We start from the raw sequence: 19,460 nt of genomic DNA, 5'->3' as shown, positions 1-19,460 counted from the left end.
GATAGTGAGTAGCGTAGCAGCCCTTGTCGTACAATTTCAAATAAAAAATAAAGAAGATATGGTCCTCGCATATGCGGAAGCAACCAACGGAGAATTTAAGAAGGTAGCCCACGAAATCATCAATTACGCGAAGAAGACGGCGGATGTACTGGGAACGGAGTGTCATGCTTTGGTACTGGGCGATACGCCCGGAGCTGAAGATCTGGGCAAGTACGGTGCCGGTACGGTTCACCGCGTCACGTCGCCGCACCTGGAGGGCTTCGACGCCGCCGTCTATACGGTCGCCATCGCGGACGCCGCTAAGCAACTCGGAGCTACGGTGATCATTCTGCCACACAACAGTACTGGGAAAAACATCACCGGCCGCCTAGCTGCGCGGTTGGAAGCCGGTTCCGTAGCGGGCGCGAATGCCGTACCCATGATGAAGGACGGTTACTTCACGGTCACCAAGCCGGTCTTCTCGGGCAAGGCTTTCGCCGATGTCCAATTACTGACGGACGTGAAGGTCATCAGCCTCGCGGGCAATTCCATCCGCATTGAAGAGTTGGGCGGTGACGCTACGGTGGAAGATCTGACGCTGGAGCTTCCGGCGCCCAAAACCAAGGTGGTTAAGCACCAGGTGGCTACCGGTCGCGTACCGCTGCCGGAAGCCGAATTGGTCGTCAGTGGCGGACGAGGAGTTAAAGGTCCCGAGCACTGGGATGTCATTACCGATCTTGCCGATGCTCTCGGTGCCACCACCGCCTGTAGCCGGCCCGTGGCCGATAGCGACTGGCGCCCCCACCACGAGCACGTCGGGCAGACCGGCGTGGCCATTCGCCCGAATCTGTACATTGCCGCCGGCATCAGCGGAGCGATCCAGCACCTGGCCGGCGTCAATAACTCCAAGACCATCGTGGTCATCAACAAAGACCCCGAAGCCCCCTTCTTCAAAGCAGCCGATTACGGGGTAGTAGGCGACCTCTTCGAGGTCCTGCCGCGGCTGACCGAGGCGGTGAAGAAGTTTAAGGGGTAGTCTCCTGGTCCGCCCTGCCTTCTGGTCCGCCCAGCGCTAGCTGGTCTGCCCAGAAGGCAGGGTGACCACGGGCACGGTCTGTTCTGAGTGACCCGTGGGCGGACGAACTCCGCTACCGCCGCGTTCGGCAGACCATTAGTCTTACCGCCGCCGGCGCAGGCCCAGGACGCCCAGGATACCCCGGGTAACCTCGCGGGCCACCGTACGGCTTACCTGCCGCGCCAGAGTGCTGTCCATTACTTCCTCGAGCATGGATTTTTGCTTTCGGGGCCGCCCGCGGCGCGCGGTAGTGGTTTTCGCCGCCTTTTCCCGCTGCTCCTTCATTTCCGCCTGGTGTTCCGCCGCTTTGGCCCGTTCCAGTTTCCGTTCGAGGATTTCGTAGGCGCTCTCGCGGTCGACCGCTTCGTTATATCGCTTCACGAGATCGGAATCGGCGACCAGGCGGTCGATCTCCCGATCGGTGAGGACATCCATGCGGCTTTCGGGGGCACGCAGCATGGTGCGGACGAGCGGGGTAGGGCGCCCTTTGCGATCGAGCGCGGTCACGAAGGCTTCGCCGGTGCCCAGTTCCGTAAGGGTTTGGTCGATATCGTAGAAATCGGTGAGGGGATAGTTTTCGCTGGCCAGTTTGATGGCTTTCCGGTCCTTGGCGGTGAAGGCGCGGAGGGCATGCTGCACCTTGAGACCAAGCTGACCGAGCACGTCGGAAGGGATATCCGCCGGATTCTGGGTAACGAAGAACAGCCCGACTCCTTTTGAGCGGATCAGTTTGATGATGGCTTCCAGTTGGTCCAAAAGGGCGTCCGTAGCCTCTTCGAAGACCAAGTGTGCCTCATCGATAAATACCGCTAGCTTAGGACGGTCCAGATCGCCTTCCTCGGGGAAGGTGGCGTAAATCTCCGCGAGCAACTGGAGCATGAAAGTAGAGAATAGCTTGGGCCGATCCTGCATGTCGGTGAGGCGGACGATCGATACGATGCCCCTTCCGTTTTCGTCCAGGCGGGTAAGGTCCTGTACCTCAAAGCTGCGCTCGCCGAAGAAGCGATCCGCGCCCTGGCTCTCCAGCTCGACGATCCGCCGCATGATGGCGCCGACGGAAGCCGAGGAGATGCGCCCGTATTCCTTTTCAACTTCCTCCTTCCCTTCGTTAATAATGTACTGCAACACCTTCCGGAGGTCCTTTAGGTCCAGCAGGGGGAGCTTGTTGTCTTCGGCGTATTTATAGGTGACCGCGATGATGCCGGACTGGGTATCGTTCAGGTCCAGCATTTTGGAAAACAGTACCGGCCCGAACTCCAGCACCGTAGCCCGCAGACGGACACCGGGCTCGTCGCTCAAACTCAAGAGTTCTACCGGGCTGCCACTGGCGGTAAAGGGTATACCGATCGCGGCATGGCGTTCGTCGATCTTTGGGTGGCCGTCGCTGGCAACGGCGATGCCGCTGAGATCGCCTTTGATGTCCATAAGCAGGCTCGGGATGCCTTCCCGACTGAGCTGCTCGGCGATGATCTGGAGGGTCTTCGTCTTACCCGTTCCGGTAGCTCCGGCAATAAGGCCGTGGCGGTTGAGGGTTCCCAGGGGAATGCGGACCAGGGTGCCGGTTTTTGTTTCCTCGCCGAACATGGCCCCGCCCAGTACGAAGGAGGGCCCCTCAAAGGTGTATCCTTCCGTAATTGATTGGGTAAATGTTTCCGGGTTTGCCATGCTCGCTATTTTACGTTATTCCAATTTTCGATCCGCCGATCGAATTTCTGTTTGCTGAATCGCCAAAGATCGGGATTTGACGCCCGTTCCAGCTCTGCTTCCAGATCCTCCGGCATCAGTTCGGGAAAGAAGTCGATACCCGTCAGCAGTTCCACTGAATCGATACTCACGACGTATTCCGGTAGCGGCCGGAAACTGATCGCGTTCGGAATCAGGAAGGCGATGCCTTTTTGTTGGGGGTCTTCCAGGTCCAGCAATACTTTATAATACGAGGCCGGAACCGGTATCCGGTTTTGCCGGCCGATGTATCCCTTCGGGGGCTGGGTGCGTACCGGACCGGTCACCACGTACAATCGGCCGTCCCGTCCGGCCCAATCGCGCACCAGTTCCTCCAGTTCGCGCCAGATGCCCTGGTTGAATTGCCGGGCCTGGGGGCTCACATTGGAGAGGAGAAAGGTCTCGTCGGCGAATTCCGCGTTCCAGGCGAAATCGCCGAAGGGCGCCAGGTGACCCCGGTCGTAGCCGCTGCCTCGGTAGTCGTCAGGGTTTGCGGTGCCGGAGTCGACCATCGGGTCGGGTCGGAAGTTATCGTTACGATCCGTCCAATCCCGGTCGAGGTCTTCGGCATTGAGGATGTAGGCTACCCAGGCTGCCTGTTCCCATTCCTCGTCGTAGGCGAGCGTGAATCCTCCGTGCCGGATAATGACGTCGGAATTGGATTCAGGTAAGTAATAATCCGCTCCGGCATAGTCGGTTCGCTTTATATCCTGCGCTCCGCCGCCCTGTCTGAAATGGTGAAAGGCCCAGATCATCCCGAAGAGGATGAGCGCGAAGACGGACACCTTGAAGATGGTCGTACCGGCCGCCGCGCCGCCCCGGGAGGTATGGTTTCTGCGAAGTTTAGCCATCGGCCGCAAGGTAGAACGCCGGGCTTACATGATCCAGTGGGCGCTGACTTTGCCCTTGCTGTACTCCAGGGCGGGAGCCGGCAGTTTGATGGAATCCAGGATGCCCAGTACCAGGCGCACCCAACGCTTGCGAGTAGGGATGCGGCTGAAGTAGATGTCCGGACTGAGGTACCACTGGCGGTAGCGTTTGTTGCTGTAGCTGAAGCCGTTCCCCGCTTCGTCCCGCCAGCTGTTGCCGTAGGCACCGTACACGTCTTCCGACCCGTAGCCGACCGCCAGGTTCAGCCAGTCGGGCAGGCGGGATTTGGGAAAGAAGGCCGCGGGGTTCGCCGAAAGCCAGTAGGTCAGCGCATTGTAGTCCTTGATGTAGCGCTCGAAGGGATAGTCGCCGAAACGCAGCCGGCTGACGTAGCCCAGATTTGACGTATGCTCGCCGCGGGTGATCGGGATATCGGGGTGGGGGCGCAGGTCATTGCTCACCTTGATCAGCATGCGCTGCTCCTGCCAGGCGATGTCCTGCAGGGTGAAGACCAGGCTGCCAGCCAGATTGGCCCCCATATCGGACCAGCTAAAGCCCCATTCCTCGCTGTAGCCGTCAAAGACCTCGATGGTGCCCTGCAGGAGATTGGCCACGCCCAGGGTGGTGTAACGGGCGGCCGGCCGCTTGAGCCCGGCCCACCGCAGGCCGGCGAAGACGTGCCGGCTGTACATATAGGCGGAGTAGAAGTGGCCGCCCTTGTCCATTTGGTTCCACTCGGGCCAATCGTCGAAAGTGTGAAAACCGGTCGTGGCGTACTCCTTATACCAGATATCGTACAGGCCGTAGCTGAAGGCGCCATAAATAGCGGCGCCGGTGGCCGCGGCGGTATAGAACCGACCGGGGTGGAAGGTATCGGCCGGGGTCAGCCAGTTGTCCTGCTTCGCGAAACCGGCCAGCGGGTCGCGGTCCGTGTAGTCGAAGGAAGGAGTACGCTGCGCCAGGAGCCCGCCGGCGAACAGCAGCAGATACAGGAAAGGGAAGTACGGGAAGGCTTTTTTCATAAGCAACGGACGGCTTCCTAACGCGCGGCTCCCGCCTTTTAGCGCGAATCGGAACGAAGGGGGAGCAAACACGGGGCAAAGGTGCGAAATTTGCCCGCGATTCGACCAAATTGCCCCTCCGTGGGTTGGGTTACAAAATCCGAGTATGTCCCATTTCGTCGCGCCCTCCCTGCTCGCCGCTGATTTTCTTCGCCTGGACCAGGCTATTGACCTGGTTAATACGAGCGAAGCCGACTGGTTCCATCTGGACGTGATGGACGGCCTTTTCGTGCCTAATATCTCTTTCGGGCAGTTCATTATCGAACAGATCGCCGAACGGGCGGAGAAATACGTGGATGTTCATCTCATGATTCAGGATCCGTCCCGGTACATTGAAAGCTTCGCGCGGGCGGGTGCCAGCGGGCTGACGGTGCACGCCGAAGCCTGCACGCATCTCCACCGTGTTATTCAGCAAATGAAGGAGGCCGGTGTTAAAGCCGGGGTGGCACTCAATCCCCACACCCCCGTCAGCGTATTGGAGCACGTGATCGAAGATCTTGACCTGGTACTCATCATGACGGTGAATCCAGGATTTGGCGGGCAAAAGTTTATCTACCAGAGCATCGCCAAGGTGCGGCAAGCGGCGGAACTAATCACGACGCACAACAGCCGGGCCCTCATCGAGGTGGACGGGGGAATTGGCGAGCAGAATGCCGGCAAGGTCCTCGAAGCCGGTGCCCGGGTGCTGGTAGCGGGTAGTTCTATTTTTAAATCCGACGATCCGGCGCAGGCTATCCGGCGTCTCAAGCAGATCGATGCTAACCCCCTGGCGTACGTCTGAGCAAGAAAACATGAAGTTCTCATCCTGCTTAAAGCTTGCCGCGGAGGGTGGGAGAACTATTTACTTACCCTATCTTTGCGTCTGATTTTTACCTATGGCTGAAAATATTCACCCCATTCACGACCGACTGGTGCAACGCCACGAGCGGGAAGCGGCAAACGGGCACCGCGGTGCCGTCATTTGGCTTACGGGCCTGTCCGGCAGCGGAAAAAGTACCATCGCGGCGGAAGTCGAGCGCAAGCTCTTCGATCGGGGTGTTTTCGTTCGCGTTCTGGACGGCGACAATGTCCGCGACGGGCTTAATGCTAACCTGAGCTTCAGCCTGGAGGACCGCAAGGAGAACACCCGGCGGGTGGCGGAAGTCGCTAAGCTCTTCGCCGAAACCGGTGCCGTGGTGCTCTGCTCCTTCGTCAGCCCGACCCGCGATATGCGGCGCATCGTGGCCGACATCGTCGGGGAAGCGGACTTCATGGAGGTATTTATCAATACCCCGCTTGAACTATGCGAGCGCCGGGACGTAAAAGGACTTTACGCAAAAGCAAGAGCCGGAGAAATCAAGAATTTCACCGGAATCGATAGCCCCTACGAGGCACCCGAAGCCCCATTTTTGGATATTAAAACCGCGGACCTTACCATCGAACAGGCCGCCGACCAACTCATTGAAGCATTACCGCTATGACCGCAAATTACCAATTAAATCACCTGCGCGAACTCGAATCCGAAAGCATTTTTGTGCTGCGGGAAGTGGCCGCGCAGTTCGAGAACCCCGTGCTGCTGTTCAGCGGCGGTAAGGACTCCATCCTGATGGTTCACCTGGCCGTCAAGGCCTTCCACCCCGCCAAGATCCCCTTCACGCTGCTGCACGTGGATACCGGCCATAACTTCCAGGAAACTATCGATTACCGCGACCAACTCGTCGAGCGGATCGGCGCTAATCTGGTGGTCGGCTCCGTACAGGAGGCTATCGACAACGGCATGGTCCGGGAAGAAACTGGATTCAATGCCACCCGCAATTACTTGCAAACGGCCGTCCTGCTTGACTCGCTCGAGAAGGGCAAATACGATGCCGCCCTCGGTGGTGGCCGCCGCGACGAGGAGAAAGCGCGCGCTAAGGAACGCTTCTTTAGCCATCGCGACGAATTCGGGCAGTGGGACCCCAAGAACCAGCGCCCCGAGCTTTGGAACCTGTTCAATGGCCGCAAGCTGTACGGCGAGCACTTCCGCGTATTCCCCATCTCCAACTGGACCGAACTCGACGTTTGGCAGTACCTCGCCGTAGAGCAGGTCGAACTGCCCAGCCTCTACTTCGCGCACAAGCGCCAGGTATTCAAGCGCGACGGTATGCTCCTCGCCGACTCCGAGGTACTTCCCCGTCGCCCGGAAGAAAAGCTCGAAGAGCGGATGGTCCGTTGCCGGACCATCGGTGACATCACCTGTACCGGTGTCTGGGAATCGGAAGCCTCGACCCTGGAGGACATCATCGCCGAAGTCAGCATCGCCCGGCAAACGGAACGGGGTGGCCGCGCCGACGATAAGCGCTCCGAAACCGCCATGGAAGACCGTAAAAAGCAGGGGTATTTCTAGTACGGTAGGGAATACTACGGTAGTACGGTAGGCTGGGGTACGGTAGTACCTTCGCCCTCAGCCAGTCCGTTCACCAGTACACCCTCACCGAATTAAGCACCGCGCCCTCCGGGATGACGGATCATTCTACATTATAAAATTTATATTCTTAATGCTCAATACACTAGAACACACCGAGCTGCTGCGCTTCACCACCGCCGGGTCCGTAGACGACGGAAAATCGACCCTGATCGGTCGCCTGCTCTACGACTCCAAGTCCATCTTCGAAGACCAGTACGAGGCGATCACGCAGACCAGCTCCAAGCGGGGCGAAACCGGCGTCAACCTGGCCCTCCTCACCGACGGTCTCAAGGCCGAACGCGAACAGGGTATCACCATCGATGTAGCCTACCGCTACTTCGCCACGCCCAAGCGTAAATTTATTATCGCCGATACGCCGGGCCATACCCAGTATACCCGCAATATGGTGACCGGTGCCTCCACGGCCAACGTCGCCCTGATTCTCGTCGATGCCCGCCACGGCGTGGTCGAGCAGACCCGTCGCCACTCGTTCATTGCGAGCCTGCTGCAGATTCCCCACCTTATCGTCTGTATCAATAAGATGGACCTCGTCGACTTCAGCGAGGAGACCTACAACCAGATCAAGGAGGACTTCAGCGCGTTCAGCCACCGTCTGGACGTGAAAGACGTGGAGTTCATCCCCATGTCGGCCCTGCTCGGCGACAACGTAGTCGATAAGAGCACCAATATGGACTGGTACGGTGGCTCCACGCTGCTGTACGCGCTTGAAAACGTTCACATCGGCAGCGATAACAACTTCATCGACTGCCGCTTCCCCGTGCAAACGGTCATTCGTCCCTACAGCGACGAATACCACGATTACCGCGGCTACGCCGGCCGGATCGCTGGCGGCGTCTGGAAAAAGGGCGACGACGTGGTCGTACTGCCGAGTGGCTTTACCTCCAAGATCGCCAAGATCGATTCCTACGACGGCGAGCTCGAAGAAGCCTTCCCACCCATGTCCGTAACGATGCTGCTCGAAGACGATATCGACATCAGCCGCGGAGACATGATCGTTCGGGAGAACAACCAGCCCGATGTCAGCCAGGACGTGGACGCCATGCTCTGCTGGTTCAACGAAAAGCCCCTGCAGCCCCGCGGCAAGTACGCGATTATGCACACCACGCAGGAGGCCCGTTGCATCATCAAGGACGTCCGCTACCGCCTGGACATCAATACCCTGCACCGCGATGAGGACAACAAGGAGATCAAGATGAACGACATCTGCCGCGTGCAGCTGCGTACCACCGCTCCCTTACTGACCGATCCATACCGCAAGAACCGCATCACCGGCTCGATCATTCTTGTCGACGAGCAAACGAACGAAACGGTTGCGGCGGGCATGATCATCTAATTCCGTCTATGCACTCGTTCCGCCTCTGGCTGGCTATCGGACTGCTGACGTTCTCTTCCTGTTACGAGGAGGTCGTCGGTTGCCTGGACCCCGATGCCAATAATTACGCGCTGGGGGCGGACGAGGCCTGCCCGGATTGCTGCACGTACCCCGCACTGAGCGTTCGGATCTCGACGGTGTGGGGGGACGCGCCCATCGAAGTGGGCGGAACCTACGCCGACGTCAAAAAAGACAGCTTCCAACTGGTGGATTTTCGCTACTACCTGGGCGACCTGCGCCTACAGTCCTCCGCCATCGAGCTGCCGGAACCATTCCGCCCGGTCGAATTGGAGGAATACGTTGGCGGAAACGTCCGGGAGGTAACCCTCAACGGAAACTACCTCCTGGCCTCGGCCACGCGTCGCAGCACGACGGTAGGGGGCGTCCGCATCGGGGAAGTTCCCCTGACGGGGATCAGCGGGACTTACGGCCTGGCCGAGCGTTACCGGAACGTGGTACCGGCCACCGCGCCCTCCTCGGATGCCCTACGGACCCAGCCCCGCCGCCTCAATTACCGGGATGGACGCGGCTACGTGCAGTCGCGGTTGGAATTCACCCGTACGCGCGGCGGGGATACGATTTCCGTTAGCGCATACGGCAGTGTACCCTTCGAGCTTCCGTTCGGCGATGCCGTTCGCCCGGCCCGCGGCGCCGATATCCTGCTGGACCTGGAAGCCGATCTCCAGCAATTGCTGGGGGACCTTGACCTGTCAGCGGATACCGCTACCATCGCGGAAGGATTGTCCCAACCGGTCGATTTTCTGCGCGCCACGGCAATTACGTACTAAGATTTTTGCGGCGGAGCGCAGGTAGAAACCCGTTCACCGATCCGCATTCCCTGCAATACCCATGACACTATGAAAATATCCGCCGAGCTTTCGCTTTATCCGCTGACCTCCGATTACAAAGAGCCCATTATCGCCTTCATCCAGCGGCTGCGCGAGCAGGCGGGCCTGACCGTAGCCACCAACGGACTGAGCACCCAGGTCACCGGTGAATACGATGACGTGATGACGGCACTGTCCGAGGCCATGCGGCCCACGATGGAAGGGAAAAACTCCTGCTCCTTCGTTATCAAGATTTTGAACGTCGGCATCGAGCCAGGGCGGGAGGTGGTGGTCTAATACTTCGCGGTAATCCACTTGCCCATATCCTTCAAGGTGGACTTCTTGCCGTAGTTCAGGATGCCGATGCGGTAGATGCGCGAGGCCATCCAGACCATCAGGCCGGCGAACAGAAATACCAGCACCAGGCTCACCAAGACCTGCCAGAGCGGCGGATCGAAGGCCAGGCGTGCCGGCATGACGATCGGTGCGAAAAGCGGAAATAGCGAGGACCACACCGCCAGACTGGAGTTAGGATTCTGGATGGCCGCCATCATGATGTAAAAGGCCAGGATAACCGGAATGGTGATGGGGATGGTCAGCGTCTGGCTTTCTCCCATATCGTCGCCCATAGCGCTGCCAACGGCGGCAAAGAGCGCGGCGTACATGAAATAGCCACCCAGGAAATACAGAATAAAACAGGGGATGATGATCCACCAGTTCAGGTCGTTGAGGCCGTCGATGGTGCGCTCGATCATGCTCTGCATCTCCGCCGGGTCCATATCGGGGGAGTTGGGCATCTGGGAGGGCTCGGCATCGAGACCGAAGAACAGGCCCACCAGAAAGAGCATCCCGGGAATCATGATCATCCAGGTCAGTACCTGGGTAAGCCCCAGCGCCCCTACGCCGATGATTTTGCCCAACAGCAGGGTAAATGGACGCACGGAGCTGATGACGACCTCCACGATCCGGTTCGTTTTTTCCTCCATGACCGAGCGCATCACCATCATGCCGTACACGAATACCGAGATATACATCAGGAAACCCATGACGGTACCGATGCCGGCACCCAGCATGGACGCCATACTGCGGTCGTCCGATTCGCCTTCTTCGGTGGTGGTCAGGCTGCGGACGCTAAGGGACACATCGGTTTCCAGGCTGGCCAGCGTTCTTTCGTCGATATCGAGGGCCTCGATTTTATATTCCCGGACGGCGTCCTCGATCCGATTGCGGATACGGCTTTGGGCATCGATGCTCAGGGTTTCGTCACTGAAGAGTTGAACGCGAAAGTTTCGGCTGCGGGGATTCTTGACTTTGGGTACCACCAGTATGCCGGCGTAATCCCGGTCTTCACCGGCATCATTTCGTAGACTGTCCAGGGGCTGATCGACGAAGTGGAAGTACAGTCCATTCTCGTCGGGCAGGGCGCCTGCGAACAGGTCGCCGTCGTCGATCACGGCAATGCGCTGTACGTCATCGTTACCGTAGCTAAAAACGGCGTTAGCAATGACGACGAAGAGGGCCAGGCCAATGGGGGTCAGCAGTGTGGCCAGGATAAAGGAGCGCCGGCGGATACGCGTGATGTATTCCCGGCGAATGACGAGCCAAAGATTATTCATGGGTAAGGTAATTAACGGGAGATGGTGGCCGGTTGCCCGGTGGAGGAAACCTTGCTGACCCGTTTGATGAAAATTTCGTTCAGGCTGGGAAGGAGTTCCTGGAAACCCTGAATCTGGACATCCATCCGCAGCAGGTCACGGAGCAACTCGTTGCTGCTGACGTCGGGGCCCAGTTGGATGTCTACCCCGGAAAAGGTCTGATTGAGTAGCTGGTAGCGCTCGCCGAGGGCGGCGGGAAGTTCCCCGGTGTACGTCAGGCGGTAACGGTGCTCGTTAAACTGGCGACGGATGTCGTGCACCTTTCCCTGCAGGATATTCCTGCCCCGGTCGATCAGGACGATGTACTCACAGAGTTCCTCCACCTGCTCCATACGGTGGGTGCTGAAGATCACGGCCGTACCGTTGGCGTGCATGCGCAGGATTTCCGCCCGCATCCGGTTGGCATTGACCGGGTCGAGGCCGCTGAAGGGTTCGTCGAGGATGAGAAGCTTAGGTTCGTGCAGTACGGTGGCGATGAACTGGACCTGCTGCTGCATGCCTTTGCTCAGCTCTTCTACCTTCTTCTTCCAGTGGTCCTGGAGGTCAAATTTTCCCAGCCAATCCCGGGCCCGGCTTTCGGCGGCGCGGGCGTTCATACCCTTCAGCTGTGCCAGATACAGCAGCTGTTCACCGACGTACATCTGTTTGTATAAGCCGCGCTCTTCCGGTAAGTATCCGATCTGGGTGGGATGATAGCCGTTCAGGGGCTGACCCTGGAAGAAGATACTCCCGCTATCGGGAGCGGTGATCGTCGTGATCATCCGGATCAGACTGGTTTTGCCCGCTCCGTTCGGTCCCAGTAATCCGAGGATAGCATCCGGGGGCATGGCAAAGGACACGCTGTCTACCGCTACTTTTTCACCGTAAGACTTAGTAACATCCTGTACTTCAATTACCGGGGCGTTGGTGCGAATCATGGGTGAGTGTTGTAATTCTTTTGCAAGATGGCCATTTGCTCACGGAAATCGCTAATCCGATGGACGAATGGTCGGGGATACTAGATAAAGCGTCCGTCACCGAACGCGATGGTGTGTACCGTGCGTATCATTACAGGATGTTTATCCGCCCGTACTTTATCGTGAACCCGACGGCCGCCGGCGGGCGTGCCGCCCGCTGGTGGACGGCCGCCGAGCCGGTGCTTCGTCGCCACTTTCCCGACCTGCAATCTACCGTGCCCGATAGCCGCCTCGAGGTAGGAATGCTTTTGCAACGGTGTCTGGATGAAGGCGTCAAAACCATCGTCGGGGTAGGGGGAGACGGCACCCACCACGACCTGATCAACGGACTTGTCGAACTCGATGCCCTGGATCGGTGCACCTACGCTCCGTTGCCACTTGGCACCGGTAACGACTGGTGCCGCACGCTGGCCGTTCCCCGGCACCTGGTGCGCTGGCTTTCGACGATGGAGGAAGGACTGACCGTCGATCACCGGATCGGACGGCTTCGGTTCGATTCTGGTCGCATCCGCTATTTTATTAACGTGGCCGGCATGGGTTACGATGCGGAGGTCGTGCGCCGGGCACGGGAACAAAAGTGGAAGCATCGGTTAATGTATCCGTTGCTGACGGCCGTCCACTTGCCTGGCTACCAACCGCCGGAATTGATCCTGACGTACGATGATTCACGAGTCACCGGTCGCTTCCACACCATCAATATGGGCATCGGCAGGTACAACGGAGGCGGAATGCAGTTAGTCCCCCAGGCACATCCGACCCACGATACGCTTGCGCTAACGTACGCGCGGGCGCTTCCGCTCCACCGAATCGCCCGCCATAGCTGGCGATTCTTCACCGACACCATCGGCAGGGTAAAGGGGGTAACCGCCACTCACGCCGAATCACTAAACGTAGAGGGAGTTACCGGAGTGGAGGCTGACGGAGAATATCTGGGTTTGGGACCGGTGCGGGCCGATTTGCTGAAAGCCTCTCTGCGGGTCCACTGCGGTCGGATTGTCGAAAATATTTATGGTGTTACGACATAAATGTTGTTAAATCCATAGTTAAGTCGAAATACGCATACGAGCAAGACGGTTTAAATGTTGGTGGACAAACCTAAAATGCGCTGATTATTCAAGCGCATGCCTATACGTGCCACTTTTTGACACTACCATTTTTCGCTTTTGAGGGAAAATGGCCTACACAATTCGCTTTATATGCAAACCTTATTCTCAAGACTCTGGCGAGTCCGAGCTCTACAAACGATGGCTCTGCTCGTTCTCTTCGCGGTCGCCGCTCCGGTGACCGGCAACGACCTTCCCTTTATCACGGTTTGGAAGACCAATAACCCCGGTACCTCCAGCAACACCTCGATCACCATTCCTACTTCCGGCGCTGGCTACGCCTACGATGTGGACTGGAACAACGACGGTATATACGACGACCTTGATGTCACCGGCAGCATCACCCACGACTACACCCTGCCGGGTATCAAGACCGTCCGCATCCGCGGAACCTTCCCCCAAATTAAGTTTGATGGCGGCGGCGATGCGAAAAAACTGATCAAAATCCTCTTCTGGGGAGATATAAAATGGCGCAGCATGGAAAGCGCCTTTGCTGGTTGTAGCAATATGTTCCTGCTGGCGTTAGATCGCCCGGACCTTTCGCGCGTGACCTCCACGCGGCATATGTTCCAGGATTGCCAGAAACTCAATACATCCATCAATCATTGGGAGACGGGTACCATTACCGATATGTCGGGCATGTTTTCCGGGGCAACGTCCTTCAACCAATCGCTAGATAAGTGGGACGTGAGCCACGTCGAGAATTTCTCCGGCATGTTTTCGGAGGCTCACAGTTTCGACCAGGATCTGAAAGCCTGGGATACCGGCAACGGCCGTTCCATGGAGCAGATGTTCGCCTTCGCCAGCACCTTCAACGGCGATATCAACTACTGGAACACCGAGAAGGTGACCACCATGTCCGCGATGTTCCGCTCCGCTCGCCAGTTCAACAAATCCCTGAACAAGTGGAAGGTATCGTCCGTGACGGACATGTCGCGGATGTTTGAAGACGCCAGCGTTTTCGATCAGGACCTGAATGAATGGGACGTATCCGCGGTAGTCACGATGGAGCGCATGTTCTACAGCGCCAAAGCCTTCAACGGAAAGATTTACCGTTGGAACACCGGGCAAGTGAATACGATGAACGATATGTTCCGCTATACCCTGGCATTCAACCAGAAGATCGGTGACTGGAATACCGGCAAGCTGACCGATATATCCGGCATGTTCTACAGCGCCAAGGCATTCGATCAGGACCTCTCGGGCTGGGATGTCAGCCAAGTCACCAAGATGAACGGAACCTTCGCCTGGACCACGCAGTTCGACCGGGATCTGAGCGCCTGGGACGTCTCTTCCGTTACCCAGATGAGCGGACTGTTCTGGGGGTCGAAGTTCGATCAGGACCTGAGCAGCTGGAACGTAAGCAGCGTGACCGACATGACCGACTTCATCGCGAAGGGTAAGCTCAGCAATGAGAAGTACGATGAATTGCTGTTGGCATGGAGCCAGCTGGACCTCCAGCCCAACGTTCGCCTGGATGTGGGCCGTACCCAATACTGCGCCGGTGCCGGGGCGCGTGCCCAACTGGTCACCGAGCACGGCTGGATCATTGCCGACGGTGGAGGCAAGAATCTGCCCCCGACTCCGGTATGTCGGAACATCACCGTATACCTGGATGCCTACGGTCAGGCAAGCATCAAGCCCGATACCCTCGACGGCGGTTGCTTCGACGCCTGCGGAGAGACCCAACTCACCTTCACGGCTTCCCAGACCGACTTCAACTGTACCGATATCGGCCCGGTCGAGGTGGAGCTGACCGTCACGGATACGGACGGAAATTCCGCCAGCTGTACGGCAACCGTAACGGTAGAAGATGCCCCCACGGCCATCCACGGAATGCCGAAAGATATAACCGCCCGTGCCGATCACGAAGGCTGTACCGCGGTGGTCACCTGGCCGGAGCCTTTTACCAACTGTCGCTCTACGCTGACCTCCACGCATAAGAGTGGGGACAGCTTTCCGGTTGGAACGACGGTAGTCAGTTATATGGCTAACGACGGATCTAAGGAAAGCTTCGTGGCTTCCTTTATCGTCACGGTCACTAACAATCTGGCCGTTACTGATCAGGAAACGATCGACGCTACCTGTGCCTCGGCCAGCGACGGAGAGGCACGCCTGGATATTAGTGGCGGACAGCTCCCCTACAGCTATGACTGGGGAACCGACGGATCCGGCGATTTTGACGATGCCGCAATCGCTACCGATCTGCCCACCGGCGAAACCACCGTCACCGTCCGCGATGCGGTTGGTTGCGAGGTAAGCGCGACGGTCAGCGTAGAGGCGAAACCGGTCACCTACGCCAATCTCCCCGATGACCTGGAACTCATGACCAATACGGACGATTGCCGGGCCGTCGTTACTTGGAATGCGCCGACCTTCAGTTGTTCGGCCGGTACCGTCACCTCTAACTATACCAGTGGGGATACCTTTCCGGTAGGCCGTACCCGCGTCATCTACACCTATGCGGATGACGAGGGCCGCGAGCTTAGCTGCAGCTTCAACGTACAGGTGCGGACGGATTTGCGCCTCGTTGTAGAGGATATTCTCGCCCCCTCCTGCCACGACGGAACAAACGGGGAAGTGATCGTTAGCGCAATCGGTGGCAAAGCCCCTTACGCCTACGGTTGGAACAACGACGGAACGGGCGGCTTTAACGACAGCGCCATCGCCACCGGACTAGCCGCGGGCCAGTACGATGCCTGGGTAATGGACAGCACGGGCTGTAAAGCCAGCGGCACCGTGAAGCTCAGCGAGCCGGCTCCGATCGTCCTGACCGCCGAGTCGGTTACGTCCGAAGCGGGAAGTCAGCTGGTTGACCTGGAGATCAGCGGAGGAACCGCTCCCTACCAACAGGAATGGACCGGAACCGGTATCGCCAGCAGTATGGATGCCGAAGACGTCGAAGTAACGGCCAATGGCCTATTTAGCGTCACCGTAACGGACAGTGAGGGATGTACCGCGACCGCGGAAGCGGAAGTAACCGAACTGCCGGATATCTGTACGAAGATGGACTTTGACGTGTTCCCGAATCCCACGCATGGGGCATTTGCCGTCAAGTTCAAACGCTGCGCTTACCCGATCCCCATCACCGTGTACGATTCCTTCGGGCGGAGTATCGCCGTCACCACCAGCGAGGACCTGGCTACCGATCTTGACTTCAATACCCTGTCGAAAGGACTGTACTACTTGCGGGTGGATGGTCGCTACGAGGTGATTACCCGTACGGTACTGGTGAAGTAAGCTTTACTCACCACCGCCAGATCACCTGCCCCGCCACCTCCGTGCGGTGGGTCTTGTCGGTCGCCTCCAACCCGCTACCCAGGGTGCTGCCATCGGTAGTCTGGGTACGGGCTACGCGGGCCTCCAGTGTCAAGTCGCGGATACCCTTATACCGGAGGAGCAGGAAACTGCGCAAGCCCTCACCATAGTAGGGTAGCACCCGTGCGTTGTACGTCAGCCCGTTCTCGTATTCGTAGAAGCGCACGTCGTAACCCGGAGTCCGGAACACGGCCAGACGCCCGGAGAAACTGAAAGGTCCCAGCGGACGGTAATGCAGGTCCTGAAACAGCATGAACCCGCTCCGGCGACCGTCGCGCGCGTCGTCAGTGAAGCCGGCGTCAACCCGACTGCGCCATTCCAGCGCCGGGGTGATACGATAACCGGCGTGCAGGCGGGCCTGGAAGCGCGTCCGGTCGATCACGGGATCCAGTTTCAGGTCCGCTCCGCCGTCGACACCGTAGCCCTTGGTTTCACTGCGCAGCTCGAAGTAGGTATCCAATCTGCGCTTGACAGTGTAGGTAAGTCTAAAACGGTATTCCCGCCCACTGCTCGGCGCATCGATGTTATAGCGCAGCCAGGGGTGACGCCATACATCGACGTAAGCGTTGGCTCGCCACCGCAGCGCGGGTCGAAGTTCCAGGCCCAGGTAGAGGCCGGTTTCGTTTCGCCCCCCGGCCGTCTCTCCGAAGGGTCGGGCGTTGAGCGCGCGGTATTCGGGGGCGTAGCGACGGTAAAGCACCACCAGGTCCGCCTTGGGGTCCAGCCCGATGTTCAGCCCGTGCAGCATGGCCAGGCCACCCGCTAGCCGGTCCGTTTCCTCACCGCCGGAATACGCTACTCCCGCGACCTCGCCGAAAAACGAGAAATTGCGGATGCGGTAGCGGTAGTCAGCGCTGACGTTCCCCAGATCGGTACCCCGGAAGTAATAGCGGTTGTAGGCGCTTTCGCGCGGCAGCAGGGGAAGATTCAAGTGCTCACCTACGAAGTTGACGCCTATTTCCAGGCGGCGTATGGGCCGATAGCGCAGGTTGCCGCCGTAGGTAGTCTGGCCCACGAGCCGCCGGTCGGCCAGTTCGTTTTCCGTTCGGTGATAGCCGCTCAGGTTCAGGGAACTTACGCTTAAGGAGTCCGCCGCCAGGTTACCGGTCCGGTTCTGCCGCCCTCCAAATACGGTGGCTTCCCAGTGCCGGCCCAGGTCCAGCGTGATGCCCGCCCCGCGCACGAAACTGAATTCGTTGACGCTGGCATACGGCTGCAGGGTAGGGGAGCTGCGGGCCACCGTAGTGGTGTAACTGCTTTTGCCGAAACCGAAACCGGTGAACAGAATCAGGCCCTGCCCGAAGCTCACCGAAAAGTCGCCCAGGGCCAGCGCACGTACCCGGCGGTTGAGGTTGCGCACGAAAAAGTGCACGCCGTAGTAATCGAAGCCACTGCGCAGGTCACCCCGCCCGAAGAACACTTCCCCGGGGTCTTTTTCCGCTACGATACCGAAACTCAGCTGGTTGCCGTAACGCTGCCGGAATTTTAGGTACAACCGGTCAGGGCTGCCCAGGTAGCGGCGGTTGTCCGGATCATAGCCCCGGGCCCGTTCCAGCCGCCGCCCGCCGCGCAGGAACAGCTCCCGCCGGCCTTCGGTCAGCAATGTTTTGAAGGGAACCGTCACGTCGTCCAAACCCTTATCCACCGTCACGAAGGGGAGCATCCGCCGGATCGTTTCCAGATCCAGGCCGGGTATCGCCTGCAGTTCGTAGATGCTTATAAAGCCACCCATCAGTTCGCGGTAGGCCAGTAAGCGGTCGGTCTGAAGCGGACTCAGGAGGAATGTCGCGTTAAGCTCTTCGGCCGTCGCCTCGTTCAGGTCCAGCGGCCGTCGCTCGTAACCCTCGAGCAGGGAGAAAGCGTCATTAAAGGTGAACTCGCCGCCGTCTTCCGCATCCTGCGCGATCACGTCCTCGATCAGTTGCTCGGTCGTTTCCTCCTGTGCACCCAGGGCGTACCCGGCCATAAGCAAACAGCAAATGGCGGCGGAGCGCAGGTAGAAAGACCTTCCCGTTACCATCCTTCCCGAATATTGTCGCGAATCCCGGCGAGCAGGCGGGTTCGGGCCTCGACGCTGGCCCAGCCGATGTGCGGCGTCAAAAACAGGCGATGCCGGTCCTGGACGGTGAGATAGGGGTGGTCGGCCGGTAAGGGTTCTTCCGTAAATACATCGATCGCGGCACCGGCGATCAAATTTTCGTCGAGCGCCCGTACCAGATCCGCTTCCACGACGATTCCCCCGCGCGCAACGTTCACGAGATAAGCGGATGGGGACATCATTTTCAATTGCTCGTAACCGATAAACCCTTCGGTTTCCTCGGTCAGCGCGCAGTGAATACTGACGACCTGGCAACTGCTTAATAAGTCTTCGAGTTCCAATCGCTCGTACGGTACGTCGTGGTCCGTGCCGCTGGTACTGTGGTAGACCACCTTGGCTCCAAACGCCTCGGCGAGATTGGCCACCCGGGTGCCGATCGTCCCCAGGCCGATGATGCCGAAGCGGGCGTCCCCCAATTCGTAAAAGGGATGGCGCCACATGGTAAAATCCTTTGCTTTGCTGTATTCGCCGTCGTGCACGGCATTGTTGAGGTAGGGCAGATCCATGGCCATGGTGAGTAAGGCGGTCATCGTGAGTTGGGCCACGGAATCGGTGCTGTAGCCGGCTACGTTTCGAATGGGTATTCCCCGTTCGTCCGCGGCATCCTGATCAACATTATTGACACCGGTGGCCGCCACGCAGATGAGGCGAAGGTCCGACAGGTCACGGATGATGTCGGCCGTTAATTGCACCTTGTTGACGATGACTACTTGAGCCCCCCTGGCCCGTTCGACTACCTGCGATTGCTGGGTTGCCGAATACGAGGCGAAGGCTCCCAGCTCGGAAAATTTATCAAACGCGGGCAAGTCCTCGACGCTGGCGGCATCGAGGAATACTATCTTTGGGTCGGTGGGCATACGGGGCTCTTTGTGCTCCGTAAATTATAGCGCCCGCCGTAAACAAACCAGTGAACCCGGTCGCTTTAGTCGGTATGCGTTTCGAACCCTGTTTCCTTATACTCTTTTGTTGGCTGTTTTC

The 19,460-nt window shown here is 58.6% G+C and carries 16 protein-coding genes; 9 read left to right on the top strand and 7 right to left on the bottom strand.

Annotated elements, in window-relative coordinates:
• The first annotated feature begins 58 nt into the window (after positions 1–58).
• Positions 59–1,015, top strand: coding sequence for an electron transfer flavoprotein subunit alpha/FixB family protein (locus DRW39_RS12670; RefSeq protein ID WP_116107425.1), 957 nt, complete (start codon positions 59–61; stop codon positions 1,013–1,015).
• Between the two features lie 141 nt (positions 1,016–1,156).
• Here DRW39_RS12670 and DRW39_RS12665 read toward each other — a convergent pair whose 3' ends face one another.
• From DRW39_RS12665 to DRW39_RS12655, 3 genes are read right to left on the bottom strand one after another with little or no spacing between them, the layout of a single operon-like run.
• On the bottom strand, positions 1,157–2,719 hold the full coding sequence (locus DRW39_RS12665; RefSeq protein ID WP_116107424.1) for a helicase HerA-like domain-containing protein: 1,563 nt from the start codon (positions 2,717–2,719) through the stop codon (positions 1,157–1,159).
• Between the two features lie 5 nt (positions 2,720–2,724).
• A complete protein-coding gene (locus tag DRW39_RS12660) occupies positions 2,725–3,627 on the bottom strand; it encodes a DNA/RNA non-specific endonuclease (RefSeq protein WP_116107423.1) in 903 nt (300 codons plus the stop codon).
• A 24-nt stretch (positions 3,628–3,651) separates the two neighbouring features.
• On the bottom strand, positions 3,652–4,668 hold the full coding sequence (locus DRW39_RS12655; RefSeq protein WP_116107422.1) for a DUF2279 domain-containing protein: 1,017 nt from the start codon (positions 4,666–4,668) through the stop codon (positions 3,652–3,654).
• A gap of 145 nt (positions 4,669–4,813) precedes the next feature.
• Between DRW39_RS12655 and rpe the strand changes: the two genes are divergently transcribed.
• From rpe to DRW39_RS12625, 6 genes are all read left to right on the top strand, one after another.
• Positions 4,814–5,488, top strand: a complete 675-nt coding sequence (gene rpe / locus DRW39_RS12650) for a ribulose-phosphate 3-epimerase (protein ID WP_116107421.1) — start codon at positions 4,814–4,816, stop codon at positions 5,486–5,488.
• Between the two features lie 94 nt (positions 5,489–5,582).
• Positions 5,583–6,167, top strand: coding sequence for an adenylyl-sulfate kinase (gene cysC / locus DRW39_RS12645; protein WP_116107420.1), 585 nt, complete (start codon positions 5,583–5,585; stop codon positions 6,165–6,167).
• Positions 6,164–7,072 (top strand): sulfate adenylyltransferase subunit CysD, encoded by a 909-nt coding sequence (gene cysD, locus DRW39_RS12640; RefSeq protein WP_116107419.1) that lies wholly within the window; start codon positions 6,164–6,166, stop codon positions 7,070–7,072. Before cysC ends, cysD begins: the two co-directional genes overlap by 4 nt.
• Positions 7,073–7,223: 151 nt before the next feature.
• The gene (gene cysN, locus DRW39_RS12635; protein ID WP_116107418.1) at positions 7,224–8,486 is read left to right on the top strand and encodes a sulfate adenylyltransferase subunit CysN; all 1,263 of its coding nucleotides are present in this window, start codon (positions 7,224–7,226) and stop codon (positions 8,484–8,486) included.
• Between the two features lie 8 nt (positions 8,487–8,494).
• Positions 8,495–9,313: an MbnP family protein gene (locus DRW39_RS12630; RefSeq protein ID WP_116107417.1), complete on the top strand. Its 819-nt coding sequence runs from the start codon at positions 8,495–8,497 to the stop codon at positions 9,311–9,313.
• Between the two features lie 69 nt (positions 9,314–9,382).
• Complete coding sequence (locus DRW39_RS12625; protein WP_116107416.1) at positions 9,383–9,649, top strand: YkoF family thiamine/hydroxymethylpyrimidine-binding protein; 267 nt, start codon at positions 9,383–9,385, stop codon at positions 9,647–9,649.
• Here DRW39_RS12625 and DRW39_RS12620 read toward each other — a convergent pair.
• Together DRW39_RS12620 and DRW39_RS12615 are read right to left on the bottom strand one after the other, a co-directional pair.
• The gene (locus DRW39_RS12620) at positions 9,646–10,968 is read right to left on the bottom strand and encodes an ABC transporter permease (protein ID WP_116107415.1); all 1,323 of its coding nucleotides are present in this window, start codon (positions 10,966–10,968) and stop codon (positions 9,646–9,648) included. The genes DRW39_RS12625 and DRW39_RS12620 overlap by 4 nt on opposite strands.
• A gap of 11 nt (positions 10,969–10,979) precedes the next feature.
• Positions 10,980–11,924 (bottom strand): ABC transporter ATP-binding protein, encoded by a 945-nt coding sequence (locus tag DRW39_RS12615; protein ID WP_116107414.1) that lies wholly within the window; start codon positions 11,922–11,924, stop codon positions 10,980–10,982.
• 137 nt (positions 11,925–12,061) lie between these two features.
• Between DRW39_RS12615 and DRW39_RS12610 the strand changes: the two genes are divergently transcribed.
• Positions 12,062–12,988 (top strand): diacylglycerol/lipid kinase family protein, encoded by a 927-nt coding sequence (locus DRW39_RS12610; protein WP_198664873.1) that lies wholly within the window; start codon positions 12,062–12,064, stop codon positions 12,986–12,988.
• A 219-nt stretch (positions 12,989–13,207) separates the two neighbouring features.
• Complete coding sequence (locus DRW39_RS12605; RefSeq protein ID WP_198664872.1) at positions 13,208–16,306, top strand: BspA family leucine-rich repeat surface protein; 3,099 nt, start codon at positions 13,208–13,210, stop codon at positions 16,304–16,306.
• Positions 16,307–16,313: 7 nt separating this feature from the next.
• On the opposite strand, the gene DRW39_RS12600 is transcribed toward DRW39_RS12605, so the two are convergent.
• Complete coding sequence (locus DRW39_RS12600; protein WP_116107411.1) at positions 16,314–18,404, bottom strand: ComEA family DNA-binding protein; 2,091 nt, start codon at positions 18,402–18,404, stop codon at positions 16,314–16,316.
• Entirely contained in the window at positions 18,398–19,339 is a 942-nt protein-coding gene (locus tag DRW39_RS12595; RefSeq protein WP_116107410.1) for an NAD(P)-dependent oxidoreductase, read from the bottom strand. The genes DRW39_RS12600 and DRW39_RS12595 overlap by 7 nt, the downstream gene beginning before the upstream one ends.
• Positions 19,340–19,460: the final 121 nt, after the last annotated feature.

This window comes from Lewinella sp. IMCC34191, from assembly GCF_003390935.1.
Lineage (GTDB): Bacteria > Bacteroidota > Bacteroidia > Chitinophagales > Saprospiraceae > Neolewinella.
The sequence above is the reverse complement of the archived record's forward strand: the minus strand, read 5'-3'. Positions and strand labels throughout refer to the sequence as shown.